This window comes from Pseudomonas tremae, assembly GCF_023278125.1.
In the GTDB taxonomy this organism is placed as follows: Bacteria; Pseudomonadota; Gammaproteobacteria; order Pseudomonadales; family Pseudomonadaceae; genus Aquipseudomonas; species Aquipseudomonas tremae.
Genome location: NZ_CP066270.1, coordinates 1,397,610 through 1,417,047 on the forward strand (window position 1 = coordinate 1,397,610; position 19,438 = coordinate 1,417,047).

The window sequence follows — 19,438 nt, forward strand, 5'->3', positions numbered from 1 at the left end:
CTCACGCCGCCTGGACCGTTCATCGGTCTGCATCTTGAACACGGCTGACGCCGTCGTTGAACTCTTGAGGGATGACTGTGAAGAACTGGACCTTGCGCCAACGGATTCTGGCGAGCTTTGCCGTCATCATTGCCATCATGCTGTTGATGGTGGTCGTGTCGTATTCCCGGCTGTTGTCCATCGAGTCCAGTGAGGAGCAGGTCCGCCTTGATGCGCTGCCTGGCGTCTACTACAGCACGCTGGTTCGCAGCGCCTGGGGCGAAAGCTACATCCGCACGCTGGAGCTGATCTCCGAGGGTGCCGCGCGGCCGCTGACCAAGCAGGAAAAAGATCAGTACAAAGGGTTCGATGAGAACCTGCAGACGCAAATGGATGGTTACAAGAAATCTATCTTCGATAAGGACGACCGCGACAGTTTTGCACTCTTCGAGAAGCGGCGCGACGACTATGCCCGCATGCTCAACGAAGTGCTTGCCAACTATGATCGCGGTGATTACGCCAGCGCGCGCGCCGAGCTGTTCGGTGATGTGAACCCCGTGTGGCTGGCGGGCCGCAAGCAGCTCAACGAGCTCATTGTCGCCAATAAACAACTGGCTGACGAAGCCACCAACAACATCGTCAGCGCGGTGCTGAGTGCCAAGGTCAGCATGATCCTGTCCTTGCTGATCGCCATCATGGCAGCGGCGGCCTGTGGCCTGCTGCTGATGCGCTCGATCATGGCGCCGATGCAGCTCATCGTACGTATTCTCGACATCATGCGCTCCGGCGATCTGAGCACACGCCTCAGCCTGGCTCGCAAAGATGAGTTCAACGCAGTCGAGACCGGCTTCAACGACATGATGACCGAGCTCACCGGGCTGGTCGCGCAGGCCCAACGATCTTCCGTTCAGGTCACGACGTCGGTCACCGAGATCGCCGCGACCTCGCGTCAGCAACAGGCCACCGCTACGGAAACGGCTGCGACCACCACCGAGATCGGTGCGACATCGCGGGAAATCGCTGCCACTTCGCGTGATCTGGTGCGCACCATGACCGAAGTCACGTCGGCTGCTGATCAGGCATCGATTCTGGCCGGCTCGGGCCAGCAGGGTCTGGCGCGTATGGAAGAAACCATGCATCAGGTGATGGGCGCGGCCAATCTGGTCAACGCCAAACTGGCCATCCTTAACGAGAAAGCTGGCAACATCAATCAAGTGGTCGTGACCATCGTCAAGGTTGCCGACCAGACCAACCTGCTGTCGCTGAATGCTGCCATCGAAGCCGAAAAGGCCGGTGAATATGGCCGCGGTTTTGCGGTGGTTGCCACTGAAGTACGCCGCCTGGCCGACCAGACCGCTGTGGCCACGTACGACATCGAGCAGATGGTGCGTGAAATCCAGTCAGCGGTGTCCGCTGGCGTCATGGGCATGGACAAGTTTTCTGAAGAAGTGCGTCGTGGCATGTTCGAAGTCACTCAGGTCGGGGAGCAGCTGTCGCAGATCATTCATCAGGTGCAGGCGCTGGCGCCGCGCGTGCTGATGGTCAACGAAGGGATGCAGGCGCAGGCCACAGGCGCCGAGCAGATCAATCAGGCGCTTGTGCAACTGGCCGATGCCAGCAGCCAGACTGTCGACTCACTGCGTCAAGCCAGTTTCGCCATCGACGAGTTGAGTCAGGTTGCGGTCGGCTTGCGCAGTGGCGTTTCGCGCTTCAAAGTCTGAGTCCGGACAATGACGGAGCAATCGCCGAGGCGCACCGGTCCGCCAGTGACCGCCAACAAGCTCTTCCTGCTGTTTTGCATCGGTGAAGACCGTTACGCGCTGGAAGCGACTGAAATTGCCGAAATTCTGCCGCGGGTGAAGCTCAAGAAGATTGCCAGAGCACCTCACTGGGTGGCCGGGATTTTTGCCCACCGTGGCGAAATCGTGCCGGTCATCGATATCAGCGCGCTCAATTGCGGCCAGCCGGCCCACGCGCGCACCAGTACCCGCATGATTCTGGTGAACTACCGCTACGACGACGCCCACCCTGCTCAACTGCTCGGGCTTATTCTGGAGCAAGCGACAGAAACCCTGCGCTGCCCGGTTTCACAGTTCAAGGCCTATGGCCTGGACAATCGCCTGTCACCTTATCTGGGGCCGGTCCGGGAAGACGAGAAGGGCCTGCTGCAATGGATTCATGTACAGGAACTGTTGAGCGAACCGGTGCGCGAGCTTCTGTATCCGGTGGTGCCGGTAGACCTCGAATTGCTTGAGGACGCGCCATGAAAGTTGATGATTCACGTTTTTTCAGCTTTCTGAAAGACCGCATCGGGCTGGATGTGACCTCGGTTGGCGAAGCCATTATCGAGCGTGCCTTGCGCCAGCGGGCGACCGCTTCCAATTGCCCCGACAGCGATGCCTATTGGCACCTGCTGGTGACCTCGCCTCAAGAGCAGCAAGCGCTGATCGAGGCCGTGATCGTTCCCGAGACCTGGTTTTTCCGTTACCCAGAGTCGTTTCTGACACTCGGCATGCTGGCCCGTGAGCGTGTGGAGAACCTCGCAGGCGTGCGTCAGCTGCGCATTCTGAGCTTGCCGTGTTCGACTGGCGAGGAACCCTATTCCATTGCGATGGCATTGCTGGACGCTGGCGTAGATCCTCGGCAATTCAAGGTTGATGCCATCGATATCAGCCCGGTTTCGATTGCCAAGGCCGAGCATGGCGTTTATGGCAAGAACTCGTTTCGCGGCAGCGATATCGGCTATCGCGAACGCTTTTTCAATCCGGTGGCCAACGGTTTTGAGATTTCCGACTCGATTCGCGGCTGCGTGAATTTTCAGTCCGGCAACCTGCTTGACCCGAAACTGGCAACGCAGGTGGCCTATGACATCGTGTTCTGTCGCAACCTGGTGATCTATTTCGACCAGCAAACCCAACAGCGTGTATTCAAGGTTCTCAAACAGCTGACCCGTGAAGACGGCCTGCTGTTCATCGGCCCTGCCGAGGGCAACCTGCTGGCAGGTATCGGCATGCGCCCCATAGGTATCGCCCAGTCATTTGCCTTTCGTCACGCGCCTGTTGCGGCTGTCGTGCCGGTGCCTCCGGCAGCTTTCGCCGTATCGCGCCCTGCGCCTCCGGCAGCGCCTGCACCGCGCACAGCACCTGCGGCTCGCACATCCGCCGCTTTCGCACCCGTTGTGAAGGCAACAGCCAGCGCCGACAGTACGGGGGCTGCAGCATTGCTTGAGAGTATCGCGACGCTGGCCAACGAGGGTAAAAGCACTGAAGCGCGTATGGCGTGCGAGCGCTACCTGCAGCAGCACGAGCCGGCGGCGCAGGTGTTTTACTGGCTGGGGCTCCTCAGCGAGGTGGAGGGCGCTGTGGCGCAGGCCCAGGGTTTCTATCGGAAAGCGTTGTATCTGCAACCCCAGCATCGGGAATCGCTGGCCCAGTTGGCAGCGATGCTTGCCGCTCAGGGAGACAGCGCCGGAGCCCGACGTTTGCAGGACCGTGCGGCACGTGGTGCGAATAAACAAGGAAACCATTGATGACGGGCCTGTCCGGCTTTTCCAGCCTCACCCATGATCAGGCGCAGGACATCGACGATTGCTGGAACCGCATCGGTATCCACGGCGACCGCTCGTGCCCGTTGCTGGCAGAGCATATCCACTGCCGCAATTGTGCAGTTTATTCCGCTGCCGCCACACGCTTGCTGGATCGCTATGCTCTGGCTCAGGAGCAACAGGAGCACTTTCAGGGCTCTGTGCTGCAGCGCGATATCAAGACTCGATCGATTCTGGTGTTTCGCCTCGGTGAGGAGTGGCTGGGGCTGGTTTCCAGCTGCCTCTCGGAAGTGGCCCCGCAACAGACCATTCACTCGCTGCCGCATCAGCGATCACGTGCAATGCTGGGTGTCGCCAACGTGCGGGGCGCGCTGGTAGCGTGCATTTCGCTGGTCGAGCTGCTCGGCCTGGACACCAATCCAGTGGTAACGCAGTCATCGCGCATCTTGCCGCGTATGCTGATCGTTGCTGTCGAGGGTGGCCCGGTTGTCGTGCCGGTGGACGAGGTAGACGGCATTCACGCCATCGACGAGAGTGTGCTGGAGGCTGCCTCTGCATCCGGTACACATGCCAATGCCCGCTTCACCCGAGGCGTGTTGCAATGGAAGGACCGCAGCCTGCGTTGGCTTGACGAAGAAGAGTTGTTGTCGGCGGTACACCGGAGCCTCACATGACGCCAGATCAAATGCGTGACGCTTCACTGTTCGAGCTGTTTACCCTGGAGGCCGACGCCCAGACTCAGGTTCTGAGTGCGGGCCTGCTGGCGCTCGAGCGTAACCCGACTCAGGCAGATCAGCTGGAAGCCTGCATGCGCGCGGCTCATTCGCTAAAGGGCGCAGCGCGTATCGTTGGTGTCGATTTTGGTGTCAGCGTCGCACACGTGATGGAAGATTGCCTGGTCAGCGCCCAGGAAGGCCGCCTGTTGTTGCAGGCCGAACACATCGACGCGCTGCTGTCCGGCACTGACCTGTTGATGCGCATTGCCACGCCCGGCGGCAACAGCGTCGGCCAGCCCGATGTCGACCTCTACGTCGAGCGACTCAACACGCTGCTGGCATCTGGTGCGGGGGCGGCGCGCACCGTCAGTGCGCCACCCATCGATCCGTTGCTGGCGAGTGCGATGCAGCTGCTCGATCCTGCGTCCCAGGCCACACCTGTGCCGAACAGCCCTGGCGTTGACCCGCTGGCCGCTGATTTGCGCCTCGGTACGCCAGCGCCGACAGCGCCTCCCGAGCCGGAACCGCCATTCACGCCGCTGCGTGAGCGGCGCGTGACAGAGGGCGGCGAGCGCGTTCTGAGGGTGACCGCCGAACGCCTGAACGGGTTGCTGGACATGTCGAGCAAGTCGCTGGTGGAAACCCAGCGGCTCAAACCGCTGCTGGCCGGCATGCAGCGTCTCAAGCGCCTGCAGAGCAGCAGCGACCGTGCGCTTGAGGTGCTGGGCGCCAGCTTTGGTGAAGACGGTCCCGGTGCCGATGTACAGAAGGCACTGGAAGATGCGCGGGGGCTGTTGTCTCAGGCGCAACACATGCTGGCCCTGCAGACGGCCGAGCTGGATGAATTCGGCTGGCAGTCGGCGCAGCGCGCGCAGTTGCTGTATGACACAGCGCTGGCCTGCCGCATGCGACCGTTCGCCGACGTCCTGGCGGGGCAGGCGCGCATGGTTCGTGACCTTGGCCGCGAACTCGGCAAGCAGGTCCGGTTGCAGATCGAGGGCGAGAAAACCCAGGTCGATCGCGATGTACTGGAAAAACTCGAGGCTCCGCTGACGCATCTGCTACGCAATGCTGTGGACCACGGCATCGAATCACCGGAAAAACGTGTCGCCTGTGGCAAGGAACCTGAAGGCCTGATCCGTCTGCAAGCTTCTCATCAGGCCGGGCTGCTGGTTGTTGAATTGAGCGATGACGGCGGCGGCGTAGACCTTGAGCGGCTGCGCCAGAGCATTATCGAGCGCAAACTTTCGCCCGCTGAAACCGCCGCGCAATTGAGCGAAGAAGAACTGCTGAGCTTTCTGTTCCTGCCGGGTTTCAGCATGCGCGACAAGGTCACGCAGATATCCGGACGTGGTGTGGGGCTGGATGCCGTGCAGCATATGGTTCGCCAGATGCACGGCAGCGTCGAGCTGCAGCAATGGGCCGGCGAGGGCAGTCGCTTCAGAATTGAAATGCCGCTGACACTGTCCGTGGTGCGCAGTTTGGTGGTCGAGGTGGGCGGCGAGGCCTATGCGTTCCCGCTCGCGCACATCGAGCGCATGCGCGACCTGCAGCCCGATGACATCTTGCAACTGGAAGGACGCCAGCACTTCTGGGATGAAGAACGCCACGTCGGTCTGGTCTCGGCCAGCCAGTTGTTGAACCGGCCGCCCGCCCAGAACCCCGGAGAAGCACTCAAGGTCGTGGTCATCCGCGAGCGTGATGCCGTTTATGGCGTAGCCGTCGAGCGCTTCATTGGCGAACGGACGCTGGTGGTCATGCCGCTGGACGCGCGTCTGGGCAAGGTTCAGGACGTCTCGGCAGGTGCCTTGCTCGACGATGGATCGGTAGTACTGATCATCGACGTCGAAGACATGTTGCGCTCGGTGGAAAAGCTTCTGAACACCGGGCGGCTCGAACGCATCGACCGACGCAATCGTCAGGTTGATCATGTTCTGCGCAAGCGTGTGCTGGTTGTCGATGACTCTTTGACGGTTCGCGAGCTTGAACGCAAGCTGCTGGTGGGTCGCGGCTACGAAGTCTCAGTGGCCGTGGACGGCATGGACGGCTGGAACGCACTGCGTGCCGAAGACTTCGATCTGCTGATCACCGACATCGACATGCCACGCATGGACGGTATCGAACTGGTGACACTGTTGCGCCGCGACACTCGCTTGCAGTCTCTGCCGGTGATGGTCGTTTCCTACAAAGATCGTGAAGAAGACCGACGTCGTGGCCTGGATGCCGGCGCCGATTATTACCTGGCCAAGGCCAGTTTCCATGATGATGCCTTGCTCGATGCCGTTGCCGAACTGATAGGAGACGCGCAAGGATGAAGATTGCCATCGTCAATGACATGCCCATGGCTGTCGAAGCCCTGCGGCGTGCATTGGCTTTCGAGCCCGCGCACCAGATTGTCTGGGTGGCGAACAACGGTGCCGACGCGGTGCAGCGCTGCATCGCAGAAACCCCGGATCTGATCCTGATGGATTTGATCATGCCGGTGATGGACGGCGTGGAGGCAACACGTCGGATCATGGCAGAAACGCCCTGTGCCATTGTCATCGTGACCGTCAACCGCGAGCAGAACATGCGTCGTGTCTTCGAGGCCATGGGGCACGGCGCACTGGACGTGGTGGACACACCTGCAGTCGGTGGTCCCAACCCCAGAGAAGCGGCGCTGCCACTGCTGCGCAAAATTCTCAATATAGACTGGCTGATCGGCCAGCGCGGCAGCCGTGAGCGCGTTGTTGCAGCCCCGGTGCGAGAGTCGGTAAAGCGCGACAGGCTGATCGCCATCGGGTCTTCTGCCGGCGGTCCGGCGGCGCTGGAAATTCTTCTGAAAGCGTTACCGGCAAATTTTTCCCCGGCCATTGTGCTGGTGCAGCATGTCGACCAGGTATTTGCCGCAGGCATGGCGGACTGGCTGTGTTCGGTGTCCGGTGTACCCGTCCGGTTGGCAAAAGAGGGCGAAACGCCGCAGCCAGGGGTGGTCTTGCTGGCCGGGACCAATCATCATATCCGGTTGCTGAAGGAAGGTACGCTGGCGTATACGGCGGAACCGGTCAATGAAATCTACAGGCCCTCGATCGATGTGTTTTTCGAGAGCGTGACCCGTTACTGGAGTGGGGAGGCAGTGGGCGTTCTACTGACTGGCATGGGGCGTGACGGCGCGCAAGGGCTCAAGGCAATGCGTGAACGGGGGTTTCTGACCATCGCTCAGGATCAGGCCAGCTCTGCGGTCTATGGCATGCCCAAGGCGGCGGCCGCCATCGATGCAGCTGTTGAGATACGTCCATTGCTCACCATTGCACCTCGCCTTGTCGAGGTATTTACCCAATGATTGTTCAGGTGCAAACACTGACTGTCGGCGAACAGGAGACAATCCATGGATGACCTGCACAAGGACGACATACTCCCCCCTGACGACAACAGCGCGATGGTGCTGCTGGTTGATGATCAGGCGATGATCGGCGAAGCGGTCCGGCGCGGGCTGGCCGGTCACGAGTCGATCGATTTTCACTTCTGCGCCGATCCGCATCAGGCGATTGCCCAGGCGGTGCAGATCAAACCAACGGTCATCCTTCAGGACTTGGTGATGCCGGGGCTGGACGGTCTGACGCTGGTGCGTGAATACCGCAGCAACCCGCTTACCCGAGACATCCCGATCATCGTGCTTTCCACCAAGGAAGATCCGCTGATCAAGAGCGCAGCATTCACCGCAGGTGCCAACGATTACCTGGTCAAGTTGCCGGACAACATCGAGCTGGTTGCACGAATTCGCTATCACTCGCGCTCGTACATGACGCTGTTGCAGCGCGACGAAGCCTATCGCGCCTTGCGCGTCAGCCAGCAGCAGTTGCTCGACACCAATCTGGTGTTGCAGCGACTGATGAACTCCGACGGCCTCACCGGGCTGTCGAACCGTCGTCATTTCGACGAGTACCTGGAGCTTGAATGGCGAAGGGCAGTGCGTGACCAGTCGCAGTTGTCGCTGCTGATGATCGATGTCGACTATTTCAAGGCCTACAACGACAACTTCGGCCATCTTGAGGGTGATGAAGCGCTGCGTCAGGTGGCCAAGGCAATTCGCAACAGTTGCAGTCGCCCATCTGATCTGCCAGCGCGCTACGGCGGTGAGGAGTTCTCTATGGTCCTGCCCAACACGTCGCCAGGCGGCGCGCGGCTGCTGGCCGAAAAACTCCGGCAGAGCGTGGCGAGCATGAACATCCCGCATGTCGCCCCGGCGCCCGGTTCCAGTCTTACCGTCAGTATCGGCGTAGCAACCGTGACGCCGCAGCTGGAGATGTCCAGCCGTCAGTTGATTCTGGATGCCGACAAGGGGCTTTACGTGGCGAAGAACAACGGGCGCAATCAGGTTGCGGTGGGCTGACCGCAACAGCCCCGATAAAATAGACACCACAACGACCGTCCGACGGGCTGCATTCGCGGCTCGGCCTGGGGTATACTCGTCGGCTTTGAAAATTTCGCCTGCGAGTGCTGCCTACCATGGAAATCAACCCGATCCTAAACAGCATCAAGGATTTGTCCGAGCGCTCCGAAACCATTCGGGGGTATCTTTGACTACGATCACAAACATGATCGTCTGACCGAAGTCAACCGCGAGCTCGAAGATCCAAACGTCTGGAACAACCCGGCCTACGCCCAAGAGCTGGGGCGCGAGCGCTCTTTGCTGGCGCAGATCGTCGAAACCCTGGACGAAATGTCCTCCGGACTGGTCGATGCCAAAGACCTGCTGCTGATGTCCGCCGAAGAAGAAGACCAAGCCGCCGTCGATGATGTGGCTGCCGAAGTCGAGCGTTTGCGTGCGTCGCTGGAAAAGCTCGAATTCCGCCGCATGTTCAGTGGCGAAATGGACCCCAACAACGCCTATCTGGATATCCAGGCCGGTTCCGGTGGCACCGAAGCCCAGGACTGGGCCAACATCCTCTTGCGCATGTACCTGCGCTGGGCCGACAAACGCGGTTTCGACGCCACCATCATGGAGCTGTCTGCCGGTGAAGTTGCCGGCATCAAGGGCGCGACCGTGCATATCAAGGGCGAATACGCCTTTGGCTGGCTGCGTACGGAAATCGGCGTTCACCGTCTGGTGCGCAAGAGCCCGTTCGACTCCGGCAACCGCCGTCATACCTCGTTCTCGGCCGTGTTCGTGTCGCCGGAAATCGATGACAACATCGAAATCGACATCAACCCGTCGGACCTGCGCATTGACACCTACCGTTCCTCCGGTGCCGGTGGTCAGCACGTAAACACCACCGACTCGGCGGTGCGTATCACCCACGTTCCGACCAACACCGTGGTCAGCTGCCAGAACGAACGCTCCCAGCATGCAAACAAGGACACCGCCATGAAAATGCTGCGGGCCCGTTTGTACGAGCAGGAAGTGCAGAAGCGCAACGCAGCGTCCCAGGCCCTCGAAGACACCAAGTCCGACATTGGCTGGGGTCACCAGATTCGCTCTTATGTTCTGGACGCCTCGCGCATCAAGGACCTGCGGACCAACATCGAACGCAGCGACTGCGACAAGGTGCTTGATGGCGATATCGACGAATACCTGATCGCAAGCCTCAAGCAAGGGCTGTAAACCGTCAGCCGACCCCTCAAGCCCCTCGTCGCAAGGCGAGGGCGAACCCGTAATGGAATATCTAAAGACATGAGCGACCAACAACTCGACCCGCAAGCCCTGCAACAGGAAGAAAACACCCTGATCGCCCTGCGCAAGGAAAAGCTTGCTGCCGGGCGTGCCAAGGGTCAGGCCTTCCCCAACGACTTCCGCCGCGACAGCTACTGCAACGACTTGCAGAAACAGTACGTCGACAAGACCAAGGAAGAACTGGCAGAGGCAGCGATTCCGGTCAAGGTTGCCGGTCGCATCATGCTCAATCGTGGCTCGTTCATGGTGATTCAGGACATGACCGGACGCATCCAGGTCTATGTCAACCGCAAGACCTTGCCCGAAGAAACCCTGGCCGAGGTGAAAACCTGGGACCTGGGCGACATCATCGCTGCGGAAGGCACCCTGGCGCGTTCCGGCAAGGGCGACCTTTACGTCGAGATGACTAGCGTGCGCCTGCTGACCAAGTCGCTGCGCCCGCTGCCCGACAAGCACCACGGCCTGACGGACACCGAGCAGCGCTATCGTCAGCGTTACGTCGACCTGATCGTCAACGAAGATGTGCGTGAGACGTTCCGCGTGCGCTCGCAGGTAATCGCTCATATCCGTAGCTTCCTGATGAAGCGCGACTTCCTCGAAGTCGAAACGCCGATGCTGCAGACCATTCCCGGCGGTGCTGCTGCCAAGCCGTTCGAAACCCATCACAATGCACTCGACCTGGAAATGTTCCTGCGTATCGCGCCAGAGCTGTACCTCAAGCGTCTGGTGGTCGGCGGGTTCGAAAAAGTCTTTGAGATCAACCGCAACTTCCGCAACGAAGGCGTTTCGACCCGGCACAACCCCGAGTTCACCATGCTCGAGTTTTACCAGGCGTACGCTGACTACGAAGACAACATGGACCTCACCGAGGAACTGTTCCGTGAACTGGCGCAACTGGTTCTGGGCAGCACCGATGTGCCCTATGGCGACAAGGTGTTCCACTTCGGCGAGCCTTTCGTGCGCCTGTCGGTGTTCGATTCGATCCTCAAGTACAACCCTGATCTGACTGCGGCCGATCTGCAGGACGTCGACAAAGCGCGTGCCATCGCCAAGAAGGCCGGCGCCAAGGTGCTCGGCTTTGAAGGCCTGGGCAAGCTGCAGGTGATGATTTTCGAAGAGCTGGTCGAGCACAAGCTGGAGCAGCCGCACTTCATTACTCAATACCCGTTCGAAGTATCGCCGCTGGCCCGTCGTAACGACGACAACCCGAGCGTTACCGACCGCTTCGAACTGTTCATCGGCGGTCGTGAAATCGCCAACGCCTATTCCGAGCTTAATGACGCGGAAGATCAGGCCGAACGCTTCCAGGCTCAAGTGGCCGACAAGGATGCGGGTGACGATGAAGCCATGCATTACGACGCCGACTTCGTTCGCGCGCTGGAATACGGCATGCCGCCTACGGCGGGCGAAGGCATCGGTATCGATCGTCTGGTGATGCTGCTTACCGATTCTCCGTCGATTCGGGACGTGATCCTGTTCCCGCACATGCGCCCGCAAGCGTAGTCAGTTGAAAATCAGCCGCCTTTGATGGGCGGCTTTTTTTTAGGTGTTTTTTCAGAATGACTCATTTCAGAATCACTCATTCAGAGCGACTCATTTCAGAGCGACTTAAAAGGAAGCTGTCGTGACGATTGCCAGAGAAGGGGCCGCCGGAGTAGCGAGTGCGGTGGCTAAAAGTGTCAAGTATCAAGGCCGAAAGGCCACTCGCGAAGGCAGCGAGCAACGCAGGCAGGTCATTCTCGATGCCGCCATGCGCATCGTGGTGCGCGACGGCGTACGCGCTGTGCGCCATCGTGCAGTGGCTGCCGAAGCCAATGTGCCGTTGTCGGCCACGACCTATTATTTCAAGGACATCAATGATCTGTTGACCGATGCTTTCGCTCAATACGTTCAGCGCAGTGCCGATTACCTTGCCAGGCTATGGCAAAACACCGAGGTTGTTCTGCGCGAGATGATGGCCCGCAGTTCGGGAAGCCCGAGCGACCGCTTTCGGCTGGCCGACGACATTGCGCGCATGGTGACGGAGCATATCCGGCGCCAATTGCTGACCCGGCGTGACTACCTGATCGCCGAGCAGGCTTTTTATCATGAAGCGCTGATCAATCCGCGCTTGACCCCGCTGGTCATGGCCCATCAGGAAATTCTGCTGCAGGGTAGCTGCCAGTTTTTTCAAGTGATCGGCTCTGTGCACCCTTATCAGGATGCACAGGTGTTGACGGGACTCATACGTCGCATGGAGTATCAAGGCCTGCTTCATGGTCCACAGCGTCAGGCAGATGAAGAAATGCTCTGTATCCTGACGCGCCAGATGCGTCTGGTGCTGGGGACGCCGCAGCCCGTCAAGGCGTGACGATGCTTCTTGCCGGGTTCTCTGGTTCAGAAGCCCGCGCGGCTTGACGATTCTGCCTTTTCGGATATTTTTCTAGAGGTGACGCATGACCCGTGCGCCGCCAAGTAGTAGGGCGAAAGCCCGCCAGCCAAGGAGTCCCGGTGGACGAGTATCAACAGACTATTCGTGCTTTATCGGATCGGATCGTCGTTGCACAGACGCCCATCCGCATTCTGGATGCAGTGAAGTGGGACGAGACGGTTCGTAAGGAGTTTCTGGCTGCCAAGGGCAAGGCATTGCCTGCCGTGGACCGTGCCTATTATGAAAACCGCCCGCTGGGTTTCGATTCGGTTGCCTTGAAGCAAGAGTTTCAGAATATCGAGCGGGACGTCACGCGTCAGTTGGGGCAGTTCAACCCGGTCGGACAGATCATGCGGCGCATGTGCCGCGAGTACCGAATGGTGGTGCGCATGCTTGAAGCGCGTGGCACTCCTGACTTCGGGCTGATCTCGCAGGAACTGTACGGCGCGGCGTCCGATGCGTTCCATGCCGGTGACCCGACTCTCGCCGACCTGGGGTTGATGCTTTCTGATTACCTCAACAACATCGCCGGACGCGGTGACTTGAAAGACGAGCCCAAAATCCTGACGGCCAAAGACGCTGTCTCGCTGCTGCAATCGCGTCTGAACCGGGTGTTCGGCGAGGCCGAGGAAACCATTCGTGTGTTTGAGTCGGACGGTATCGTCGCCGATGCGGCTGCCGGTGCCGACTACATCAAGATCCGCAGTGATGCGATGTTCAACGAACGTGACGTGCGAGCGCTTGAGGTCCACGAAGGGCTGGTTCATGTCGGTACTACGCTGAACGGGCAAAATCAGCCGATCTGCACCTTCCTGTCCAAAGGCCCGCCTTCGTCGACGGTGACTCAGGAAGGGCTGGCGATTCTCATGGAAGTCATTGCCTTTGCCTCTTACCCCAGCCGTCTGCGCAAGCTGACCAACCGCACGCGTGCCATTCATATGGCGGAGCAGGGCGCTGATTTTCTGCAGGTGTTCGAGTTCTATCGCGAGCAGGGTTTCGGCATGTCGGAGAGTTACGGCAACGCCAGCCGGGTATTCCGCGGCTCGGTGCCGAACGGGTTGCCGTTCACCAAGGACCTCTCTTACCTGAAAGGCTTCATCATGGTCTACAACTACATTCAGTTGGCCGTGCGCAAGGGCAAGCTTGAACAGGTGCCGCTGCTGTTTTGTGGCAAGACCACGCTGGAAGACATGCGCAGCCTGCGGCAATTGGTGGACGAAGGCCTGGTTGTCGCCCCCAAATACCTGCCAGAACAATTTCGCGACATGAATGCGCTGTCGGCCTGGATGTGTTTCTCCAACTTCCTCAATCACCTCAGCCTGGACCGCATTGAAGCGGATTACTCGAATATCCTGTAGCCACGCGGTCGGTTTTTCGTCCTCTCGGCCTTTGGCCAGGATCAAAAACAGGCTTGCGCATGATGCGGAGCGTCGGCGCGAGAGCCCTATGGCAATGAGACTTTAAGGAACCTCTTTTTGAAACTGATCGGCATTTTCGCCCTGATCCTGAGTCTCACCGGCTGCAGCTCGATGCTGTTTTATCCCGAGCCGGGTGTGCCGTTCACGCCAGACAAGGCGCGGCTGCGCTATCAGGACGTCAACCTGACCGCTGCCGACGGTACGCGCCTGCACGGCTGGTGGCTGCCGGCCAAAGAAGGGGTGCCGGTCAAGGGCACGGTTCTGCACCTGCACGGCAACGGCGGCAACCTGTCGTGGCACCTGGGCGGAACCTGGTGGTTGCCGGAACAGGGTTATCAGGTGCTGATGCTCGACTACCGCGGTTATGGTCAGTCGCAGGGCAAGCCCAGCCTGCCATCTGTGTATGAGGACGTTCAGGCGGCTTTCGACTGGCTGAACGCCGCGCCGCAGGTACAAGGTAAACCGCTCGTGGTGCTGGGGCAGAGCATCGGCGGCGCGTTGGCAGTGCACTACCTGGCAGAGCATCCGCAGGAACGCTCCAGAGTAAAGGCACTGGTTCTCGACAGCGTGCCGGCCAGCTACCGCAGCGTCGCGCAAAACTCGCTGAGCAAATCCTGGCTGACCTGGCCTTTGAAAACGCCGTTGTCGTGGCTGATTCCGGACGCCGACAGTGCCGTCAACGGCCTGCCGCAACTGGCAGGCACGCCGATATTGATCTTCCATAGCATGGACGACACGCTGGTGCCTCTTGCCAATGGCATCGAGCTGTACAAGGCCGCGCCACCGCCACGGGTGTTCCAGCTGACCCGAGGCGAGCACGTGCAGACGTTTGCCGATCCGCTGTGGCGCCAGGTTATGCTGCGTTACCTTGAAGACCCGGCCCACTTCAACGGCCTGCGTCGTCTGGGCGAAGTGCCCGATTATCCCGCCCCTCCCGGACAGGCTGGGCAATGAATCGGGACCGCAACGTCAATGGCATGATCCTGAGCAGTGTCGGCGCAGTCATCGGTACTGTCGGTTGCTTGTGGTTTTACGGTTACCTGCACTTTGCAAAACCTGAAGACGCCTTGCTGCTCAGTGAATTCACCCTGCTCAAGACCGTGCCCGGCGAGGACTACAAAGTCGCTGCAACGCCCGCCGCAGAAGTCGCGCAATGCGTTGATGGCGTGCTGGTGCTGTTCGATACCTCGCGAAAGGGGTTGTCGGGCGTGCTGGTCGACGACCACAGGCAGGCGGTGCGTTGCATCGGCCAGCAGCCTCCCGGGCAATAAATAACCAGGCATTAAAAAGCCCCGCCTGTATGCGCAGGCGGGGCTTCGGTGCAACAGCTCGATCGCTTATTTCATCGAAGAGCGCGGTGCAACAGGCTGGTTGTCGTTGGAAATGGTCACTTCCACGCGACGGTTCATGGCGCGGCCCGAGTTGCTGGTGTTGTCGGCAACCGGGTATTCCTTGCCATAGCCCATGGTGACGACGCGCGCAGGGTCTACACCCATGCGAACCAGTGCCATGCGGACCGAGTTGGCGCGACGCTCTGACAGCGACTGGTTGTAGGAAGCCGAACCGGTGCTATCGGTGTAGCCTTCGACAATCACTTTACGGTCAGGGTTTTCCTGAAGGAAAGAGGCCAGCTTGCCAATGTCGCCCTGAGCGGTCGGCTTCAGGTCAGCCTTGTTGTAGTCGAACAGCACGTCGCCGAACGTTACCAGCGTACCGCGCTCGGTCTGCTTGGCGTTCAGGCTGTTTTTCAGTGCTGCGATCTGGGCATCACGTGCGTCCAGACGCGCTTTGGCACGGTCGGCAGAAGCGTTCTGCAGAGCGGCTTCAGAAGTGCGCAGGGCAATGGTCTGCTTGGCCAGCTCGACGCGCTGATTGGTCAGGTAAGCCAACTGATCGACTTTCTGAGCATCTTCGCTGTCGCGGAAAGCCTTGTCGGCCTTATCCAGCCACTCGCTGGCGTCTTTGGTCTCGAGCGCAGCAACCTTGGTTGCTTCCGGGTTGGTCTGCAGCGCGGTGAAGTTGCTACGAGCCTGTTCCAGGTTAGGGTTGGGCTTGGTTGCACAGGCTGCCAAAGCAACGCTCATGGCCAGCAGAGCAGGGATCATCAATTGTTTACGCATAATAGGGTCGTCCTTTAATCAGTTACGAATTCATGAAAACAGAAGGAGGGCGGGGCAATCACTGCACCTGGCGCATGCCTTCTTCACGGAGTTCGTTGACGCCCTGACGAGCATCCTGCACGGCCTTGGCAGCTTTGGCGGCCTGAGATTTGCGTTCTGCTACACGAGCGTCCCACTCGGCTTGTTCAGCCAGTTTGCGGGCTTCATCGTACTTGTGGTCCTGCATCGCCAGATCAGCTGCCTTGAGCTTGTCTTGAGCCGACTTCATTTCCACGGCTGCGAACTCGGTACCGCCAGCGCTGACAGCGCTGTTGACGGCTGACTGAGAAACCGCGTACTGCTCTGACGGCGGGTTGCCTGCGCAACCGGCGAGGATGAAGGTGCTACCGATTGCCAGCGCAGCAAGCTTCAGGCCGCGCAGGCCTTTGGATTTGTTTTTGGCAGTAGGGGTGTTCATGGTGATCAACTCCATTGTCTGACTCCGAACGTGGTTATCCATGACAGTTTTCTTATCAAGTCCGGGCATGAGGTTATACAACTGCCTGCTGCCTGACGGGCTTTTCTGTAATGGTTAATGGCTCCGACCCGCGCACTTTTTGAATAGTTCAGATAAATATTTCCTCATCGGCCAGGAAATTTCAATAGCGCCTGGCGTTGGTAGAGTATTCCGTTCGACAGGTAAACGAGGCTGAGCCCGCGTGATCATGGGGATGCAGGGCAGGCTTTTTATTACAAGGATTTGTCGTGGCAAGGGCTTTTGGTGCACTGTTGGCAAAGCGGATTTGAATTCACGTAGCTGTTCTTTTTGAACGGATACGCAACTGAGCCCAAATAAAAACCGGGAGAGGGAACGATGGCCGATATCGATGCACGTCTGCGCGAAGACGTTCACCTGCTGGGTGAGCTGTTGGGCAATACGATTCGTGAGCAACGCGGTGCCGAATTTCTCGACAAGATCGAACGTATTCGCAAGGGCGCCAAGGCTGGCAGGCGCGGCTCTGCAGAAGGGGCCGAACAGCTCAGTTCAAGCGTCGATGGGCTGGAAGATGACGAACTGCTGCCAGTGGCCAGGGCTTTCAACCAGTTTCTCAACCTGGCCAACATCGCCGAGCAGTATCAGCTCATGCACCGGCGTGACGACACTCAGCCTTTGCCGTTCGAGTCGCGGGTGCTGCCCGAGTTGCTTGATCGCCTGAAAACCGAGGGGCATGCGCCTGATGCCCTGGCGCGTCAGTTGAGCACGCTGCAAATCGAACTGGTGCTGACGGCTCATCCCACCGAGGTGGCCCGTCGCACGTTGATTCAGAAATACGACGCGATCGCTGCGCAACTGGCGGCGCTGGACCATCGAGACTTGAGCAGCGCCGAGCGTTCTCAGATCACTTCTCGCCTGCAGCGCCTGATTGCCGAGGCCTGGCACACCGAAGAGATCCGGCGGATTCGCCCCACCCCTGTTGATGAGGCAAAGTGGGGCTTTGCCGTCATCGAACATTCACTCTGGCACGCTATTCCGAATTACCTGCGCAAGGCCGATCACGCGTTGTTCTCGGCCACAGGCACGCACCTGCCACTTGACGCCGCTCCGATCCGCTTTGCGTCTTGGATGGGGGGCGACCGTGATGGCAATCCAAATGTAACTGCGGCCGTCACCCGTGAAGTACTGCTGCTGGCGCGCTGGATGGCGGCTGACCTGTACCTTCGTGACGTCGACAATCTGGCGGCGGAGCTGTCGATGCAACAGGCCAGCGCCGCACTGCGCGCCAGTGTCGGTGACAGTGCCGAGCCGTATCGCGCCGAACTAAAGCGCCTGCGCGAACGCCTGCGTGCCACTCGCAATTGGGCCAATGCGTCATTGACGGCCAGCCAGCCCGCTCCTGAAGCGGTGCTGCACGATAATCAGGACCTGCTGGCCCCGTTGCTGCTGTGCTTCCAGTCCCTGCATGAGTGCGGCATGGGCGTGATCGCCGACGGCCCGCTGCTGGATTGTCTGCGTCGTGCAGTCACCTTCGGCCTGTTTCTGGTGCGTCTGGACGTGCGTCAGGATTCCACCCGGCATTGCGCGGCGATGACTGAAATCACCGATTACCTCGGGCTGGGACGCTATGAAGACTGGGATGAACAGGCCCGGATCGACTTTCTGCTGCGCGAGCTGGATAACCGCAGACCGTTGTTGCCGAGCTACTTCAAGCCTGCGGCGGATACCGCAGAGGTTCTGGCGACCTGCAGAGAGGTGGCAGCGGCTCCGGCGGCGTCGCTGGGCTCCTATGTCATCTCGATGGCCGGTTCGGCTTCAGATGTTCTGGCCGTGCAGTTACTACTCAAGGAGTCTGGCCTGCAGCGCCCAATGCGTGTGGTGCCACTGTTCGAGACCCTTGCCGACCTTGACAACGCCGGGCCGGTAATCGAGACCTTGCTGGGTTTGCCCGGTTACCGCTCGCGTTTGCACGGCCCGCAGGAAGTCATGATCGGGTATTCCGATTCTGCCAAGGATGCTGGCACCACGGCAGCGGCCTGGGCGCAGTACCGGGCGCAGGAAAGGTTGGTCGAAATCTGCCGTGAGCAACAGGTCGAATTACTGCTGTTCCATGGTCGCGGTGGTACGGTTGGGCGGGGCGGCGGCCCGGCGCATGCGGCGATTTTGTCCCAGCCGCCTGGCTCGGTGGCTGGACGCTTCCGCACCACCGAACAGGGCGAAATGATTCGTTTCAAGTTTGGTCTACCGGACATCGCCGAGCAGAACCTGAACCTTTACCTGGCCGCCGTACTGGAAGCCACCTTGTTGCCGCCTCCGCCGCCACAGCCCGCCTGGCGCACGATGATGGACCAGATGGCCAGCGACGGCGTCAGCGCCTATCGCGCCGTGGTGCGCGAGAATCCCGAGTTCGTCGAGTACTTCCGCCAGGCGACACCCGAGCAGGAATTGGGCCGCTTGCCATTGGGCAGTCGCCCGGCCAAGCGTCGTGAAGGAGGTGTTGAAAGCCTGCGCGCGATTCCGTGGATCTTTGCCTGGACCCAGACTCGCTTGATGTTGCCCGCCTGGCTTGGCTGGGAAGCGGCGCTGAGCAAGGCGCTGGCACGCGGGGAGGGTGATGTGCTGGCGCAGATGCGCGAGCAGTGGCCGTTCTTCAGAACCCGTATCGACATGCTGGAAATGGTACTGGCCAAAGCCGACGCGGACATTGCCCGACTCTATGACGAACGTTTGGTCTCCGCCGAGCTGCAACATTTGGGCGCACATTTGCGCGACCTATTGTCGCAGGCCTGCAAAGTGGTGTTGGGCCTGACCGGTCAGGCGCGACTGCTGGCTCATAGCCCTGAAACGCTTGAGTTCATCAGTTTGCGCAACGCCTACCTGGACCCGCTGCATTTGCTTCAGGCCGAGCTTCTTTCCCGGTCGCGTAACCGTGAAGCTAATCTTGACAGCCCTCTGGAACTGGCGCTGCTGGTGTCTGTGGCGGGGATTGCTGCCGGTCTGCGCAACACTGGTTGAAGGCCTCGAGCGGCGCCGTTGCCAGGTCGTTTCGATCCGGCAACGGCAGCGCCTGGGTTTGCAGGCCGGCCCACCGAAAATATTGATGCAGATCACGCTGTACGACTA

General features: G+C 59.9%; 16 protein-coding genes. 14 read left to right on the top strand and 2 right to left on the bottom strand.

Annotated features, from left to right (window positions below; genetic code table 11):
* Nucleotides 1-77 precede the first annotated feature (77 nt).
* The 13 genes from I9H09_RS06400 to I9H09_RS06460 all read left to right on the top strand — a co-directional run bounded on the left by I9H09_RS06400 (nucleotide 78) and on the right by I9H09_RS06460 (nucleotide 14,991).
* The gene (locus I9H09_RS06400) at nucleotides 78-1,700 is read left to right on the top strand and encodes a methyl-accepting chemotaxis protein (RefSeq protein ID WP_055003411.1); all 1,623 of its coding nucleotides are present in this window, start codon (nucleotides 78-80) and stop codon (nucleotides 1,698-1,700) included.
* Between the two features lie 9 nt (nucleotides 1,701-1,709).
* Complete coding sequence (locus I9H09_RS06405) at nucleotides 1,710-2,246, top strand: chemotaxis protein CheW (protein WP_005891724.1); 537 nt, start codon at nucleotides 1,710-1,712, stop codon at nucleotides 2,244-2,246.
* A complete protein-coding gene (locus I9H09_RS06410) occupies nucleotides 2,243-3,508 on the top strand; it encodes a CheR family methyltransferase (RefSeq protein ID WP_122346345.1) in 1,266 nt (421 codons plus the stop codon). The genes I9H09_RS06405 and I9H09_RS06410 overlap by 4 nt, the downstream gene beginning before the upstream one ends.
* The gene (locus I9H09_RS06415; protein ID WP_005891726.1) at nucleotides 3,508-4,197 is read left to right on the top strand and encodes a chemotaxis protein CheW; all 690 of its coding nucleotides are present in this window, start codon (nucleotides 3,508-3,510) and stop codon (nucleotides 4,195-4,197) included. The genes I9H09_RS06410 and I9H09_RS06415 overlap by 1 nt, the downstream gene beginning before the upstream one ends.
* Nucleotides 4,194-6,554: a hybrid sensor histidine kinase/response regulator gene (locus I9H09_RS06420; RefSeq protein WP_122323530.1), complete on the top strand. Its 2,361-nt coding sequence runs from the start codon at nucleotides 4,194-4,196 to the stop codon at nucleotides 6,552-6,554. Before I9H09_RS06415 ends, I9H09_RS06420 begins: the two co-directional genes overlap by 4 nt.
* The gene (cheB, locus tag I9H09_RS06425) at nucleotides 6,551-7,561 is read left to right on the top strand and encodes a chemotaxis response regulator protein-glutamate methylesterase (protein ID WP_122346344.1); all 1,011 of its coding nucleotides are present in this window, start codon (nucleotides 6,551-6,553) and stop codon (nucleotides 7,559-7,561) included. The genes I9H09_RS06420 and cheB overlap by 4 nt, the downstream gene beginning before the upstream one ends.
* 45 nt (nucleotides 7,562-7,606) lie before the next feature.
* The gene (locus tag I9H09_RS06430) at nucleotides 7,607-8,611 is read left to right on the top strand and encodes a response regulator (RefSeq protein WP_024691332.1); all 1,005 of its coding nucleotides are present in this window, start codon (nucleotides 7,607-7,609) and stop codon (nucleotides 8,609-8,611) included.
* Between the two features lie 116 nt (nucleotides 8,612-8,727).
* A protein-coding gene (prfB, locus tag I9H09_RS06435; RefSeq protein ID WP_096059895.1) for a peptide chain release factor 2 occupies nucleotides 8,728-9,823 on the top strand; the annotation gives its coding sequence in 2 pieces (ribosomal slippage) (nucleotides 8,728-8,799 and nucleotides 8,801-9,823; 1,095 coding nt in all).
* A 69-nt stretch (nucleotides 9,824-9,892) separates the two neighbouring features.
* On the top strand, nucleotides 9,893-11,395 hold the full coding sequence (gene lysS, locus I9H09_RS06440) for a lysine--tRNA ligase (RefSeq protein WP_005891735.1): 1,503 nt from the start codon (nucleotides 9,893-9,895) through the stop codon (nucleotides 11,393-11,395).
* Nucleotides 11,396-11,516: 121 nt separating this feature from the next.
* The gene (locus tag I9H09_RS06445) at nucleotides 11,517-12,242 is read left to right on the top strand and encodes a TetR/AcrR family transcriptional regulator (protein ID WP_024671803.1); all 726 of its coding nucleotides are present in this window, start codon (nucleotides 11,517-11,519) and stop codon (nucleotides 12,240-12,242) included.
* A gap of 140 nt (nucleotides 12,243-12,382) precedes the next feature.
* A complete protein-coding gene (locus I9H09_RS06450; RefSeq protein ID WP_024671804.1) occupies nucleotides 12,383-13,660 on the top strand; it encodes a flavohemoglobin expression-modulating QEGLA motif protein in 1,278 nt (425 codons plus the stop codon).
* Nucleotides 13,661-13,777: 117 nt separating this feature from the next.
* Complete coding sequence (locus tag I9H09_RS06455) at nucleotides 13,778-14,674, top strand: alpha/beta hydrolase (RefSeq protein ID WP_005891740.1); 897 nt, start codon at nucleotides 13,778-13,780, stop codon at nucleotides 14,672-14,674.
* Nucleotides 14,671-14,991 (top strand): PA3694 family proteiin, encoded by a 321-nt coding sequence (locus I9H09_RS06460; protein ID WP_055003370.1) that lies wholly within the window; start codon nucleotides 14,671-14,673, stop codon nucleotides 14,989-14,991. Before I9H09_RS06455 ends, I9H09_RS06460 begins: the two co-directional genes overlap by 4 nt.
* 66 nt (nucleotides 14,992-15,057) lie before the next feature.
* Here the strand turns inward: I9H09_RS06460 and lptF are convergent, their stop codons facing one another.
* Nucleotides 15,058-15,840, bottom strand: coding sequence for a lipotoxin F family OmpA-related lipoprotein LptF (lptF, locus tag I9H09_RS06465; RefSeq protein WP_005891742.1), 783 nt, complete (start codon nucleotides 15,838-15,840; stop codon nucleotides 15,058-15,060).
* A 58-nt stretch (nucleotides 15,841-15,898) separates the two neighbouring features.
* The gene (locus I9H09_RS06470; protein WP_005891743.1) at nucleotides 15,899-16,312 is read right to left on the bottom strand and encodes a DUF4398 domain-containing protein; all 414 of its coding nucleotides are present in this window, start codon (nucleotides 16,310-16,312) and stop codon (nucleotides 15,899-15,901) included.
* A 381-nt stretch (nucleotides 16,313-16,693) separates the two neighbouring features.
* Between I9H09_RS06470 and ppc the strand changes: the two genes are divergently transcribed.
* Nucleotides 16,694-19,330, top strand: coding sequence for a phosphoenolpyruvate carboxylase (ppc, locus tag I9H09_RS06475; protein ID WP_236502399.1), 2,637 nt, complete (start codon nucleotides 16,694-16,696; stop codon nucleotides 19,328-19,330).
* Nucleotides 19,331-19,438: the final 108 nt, after the last annotated feature.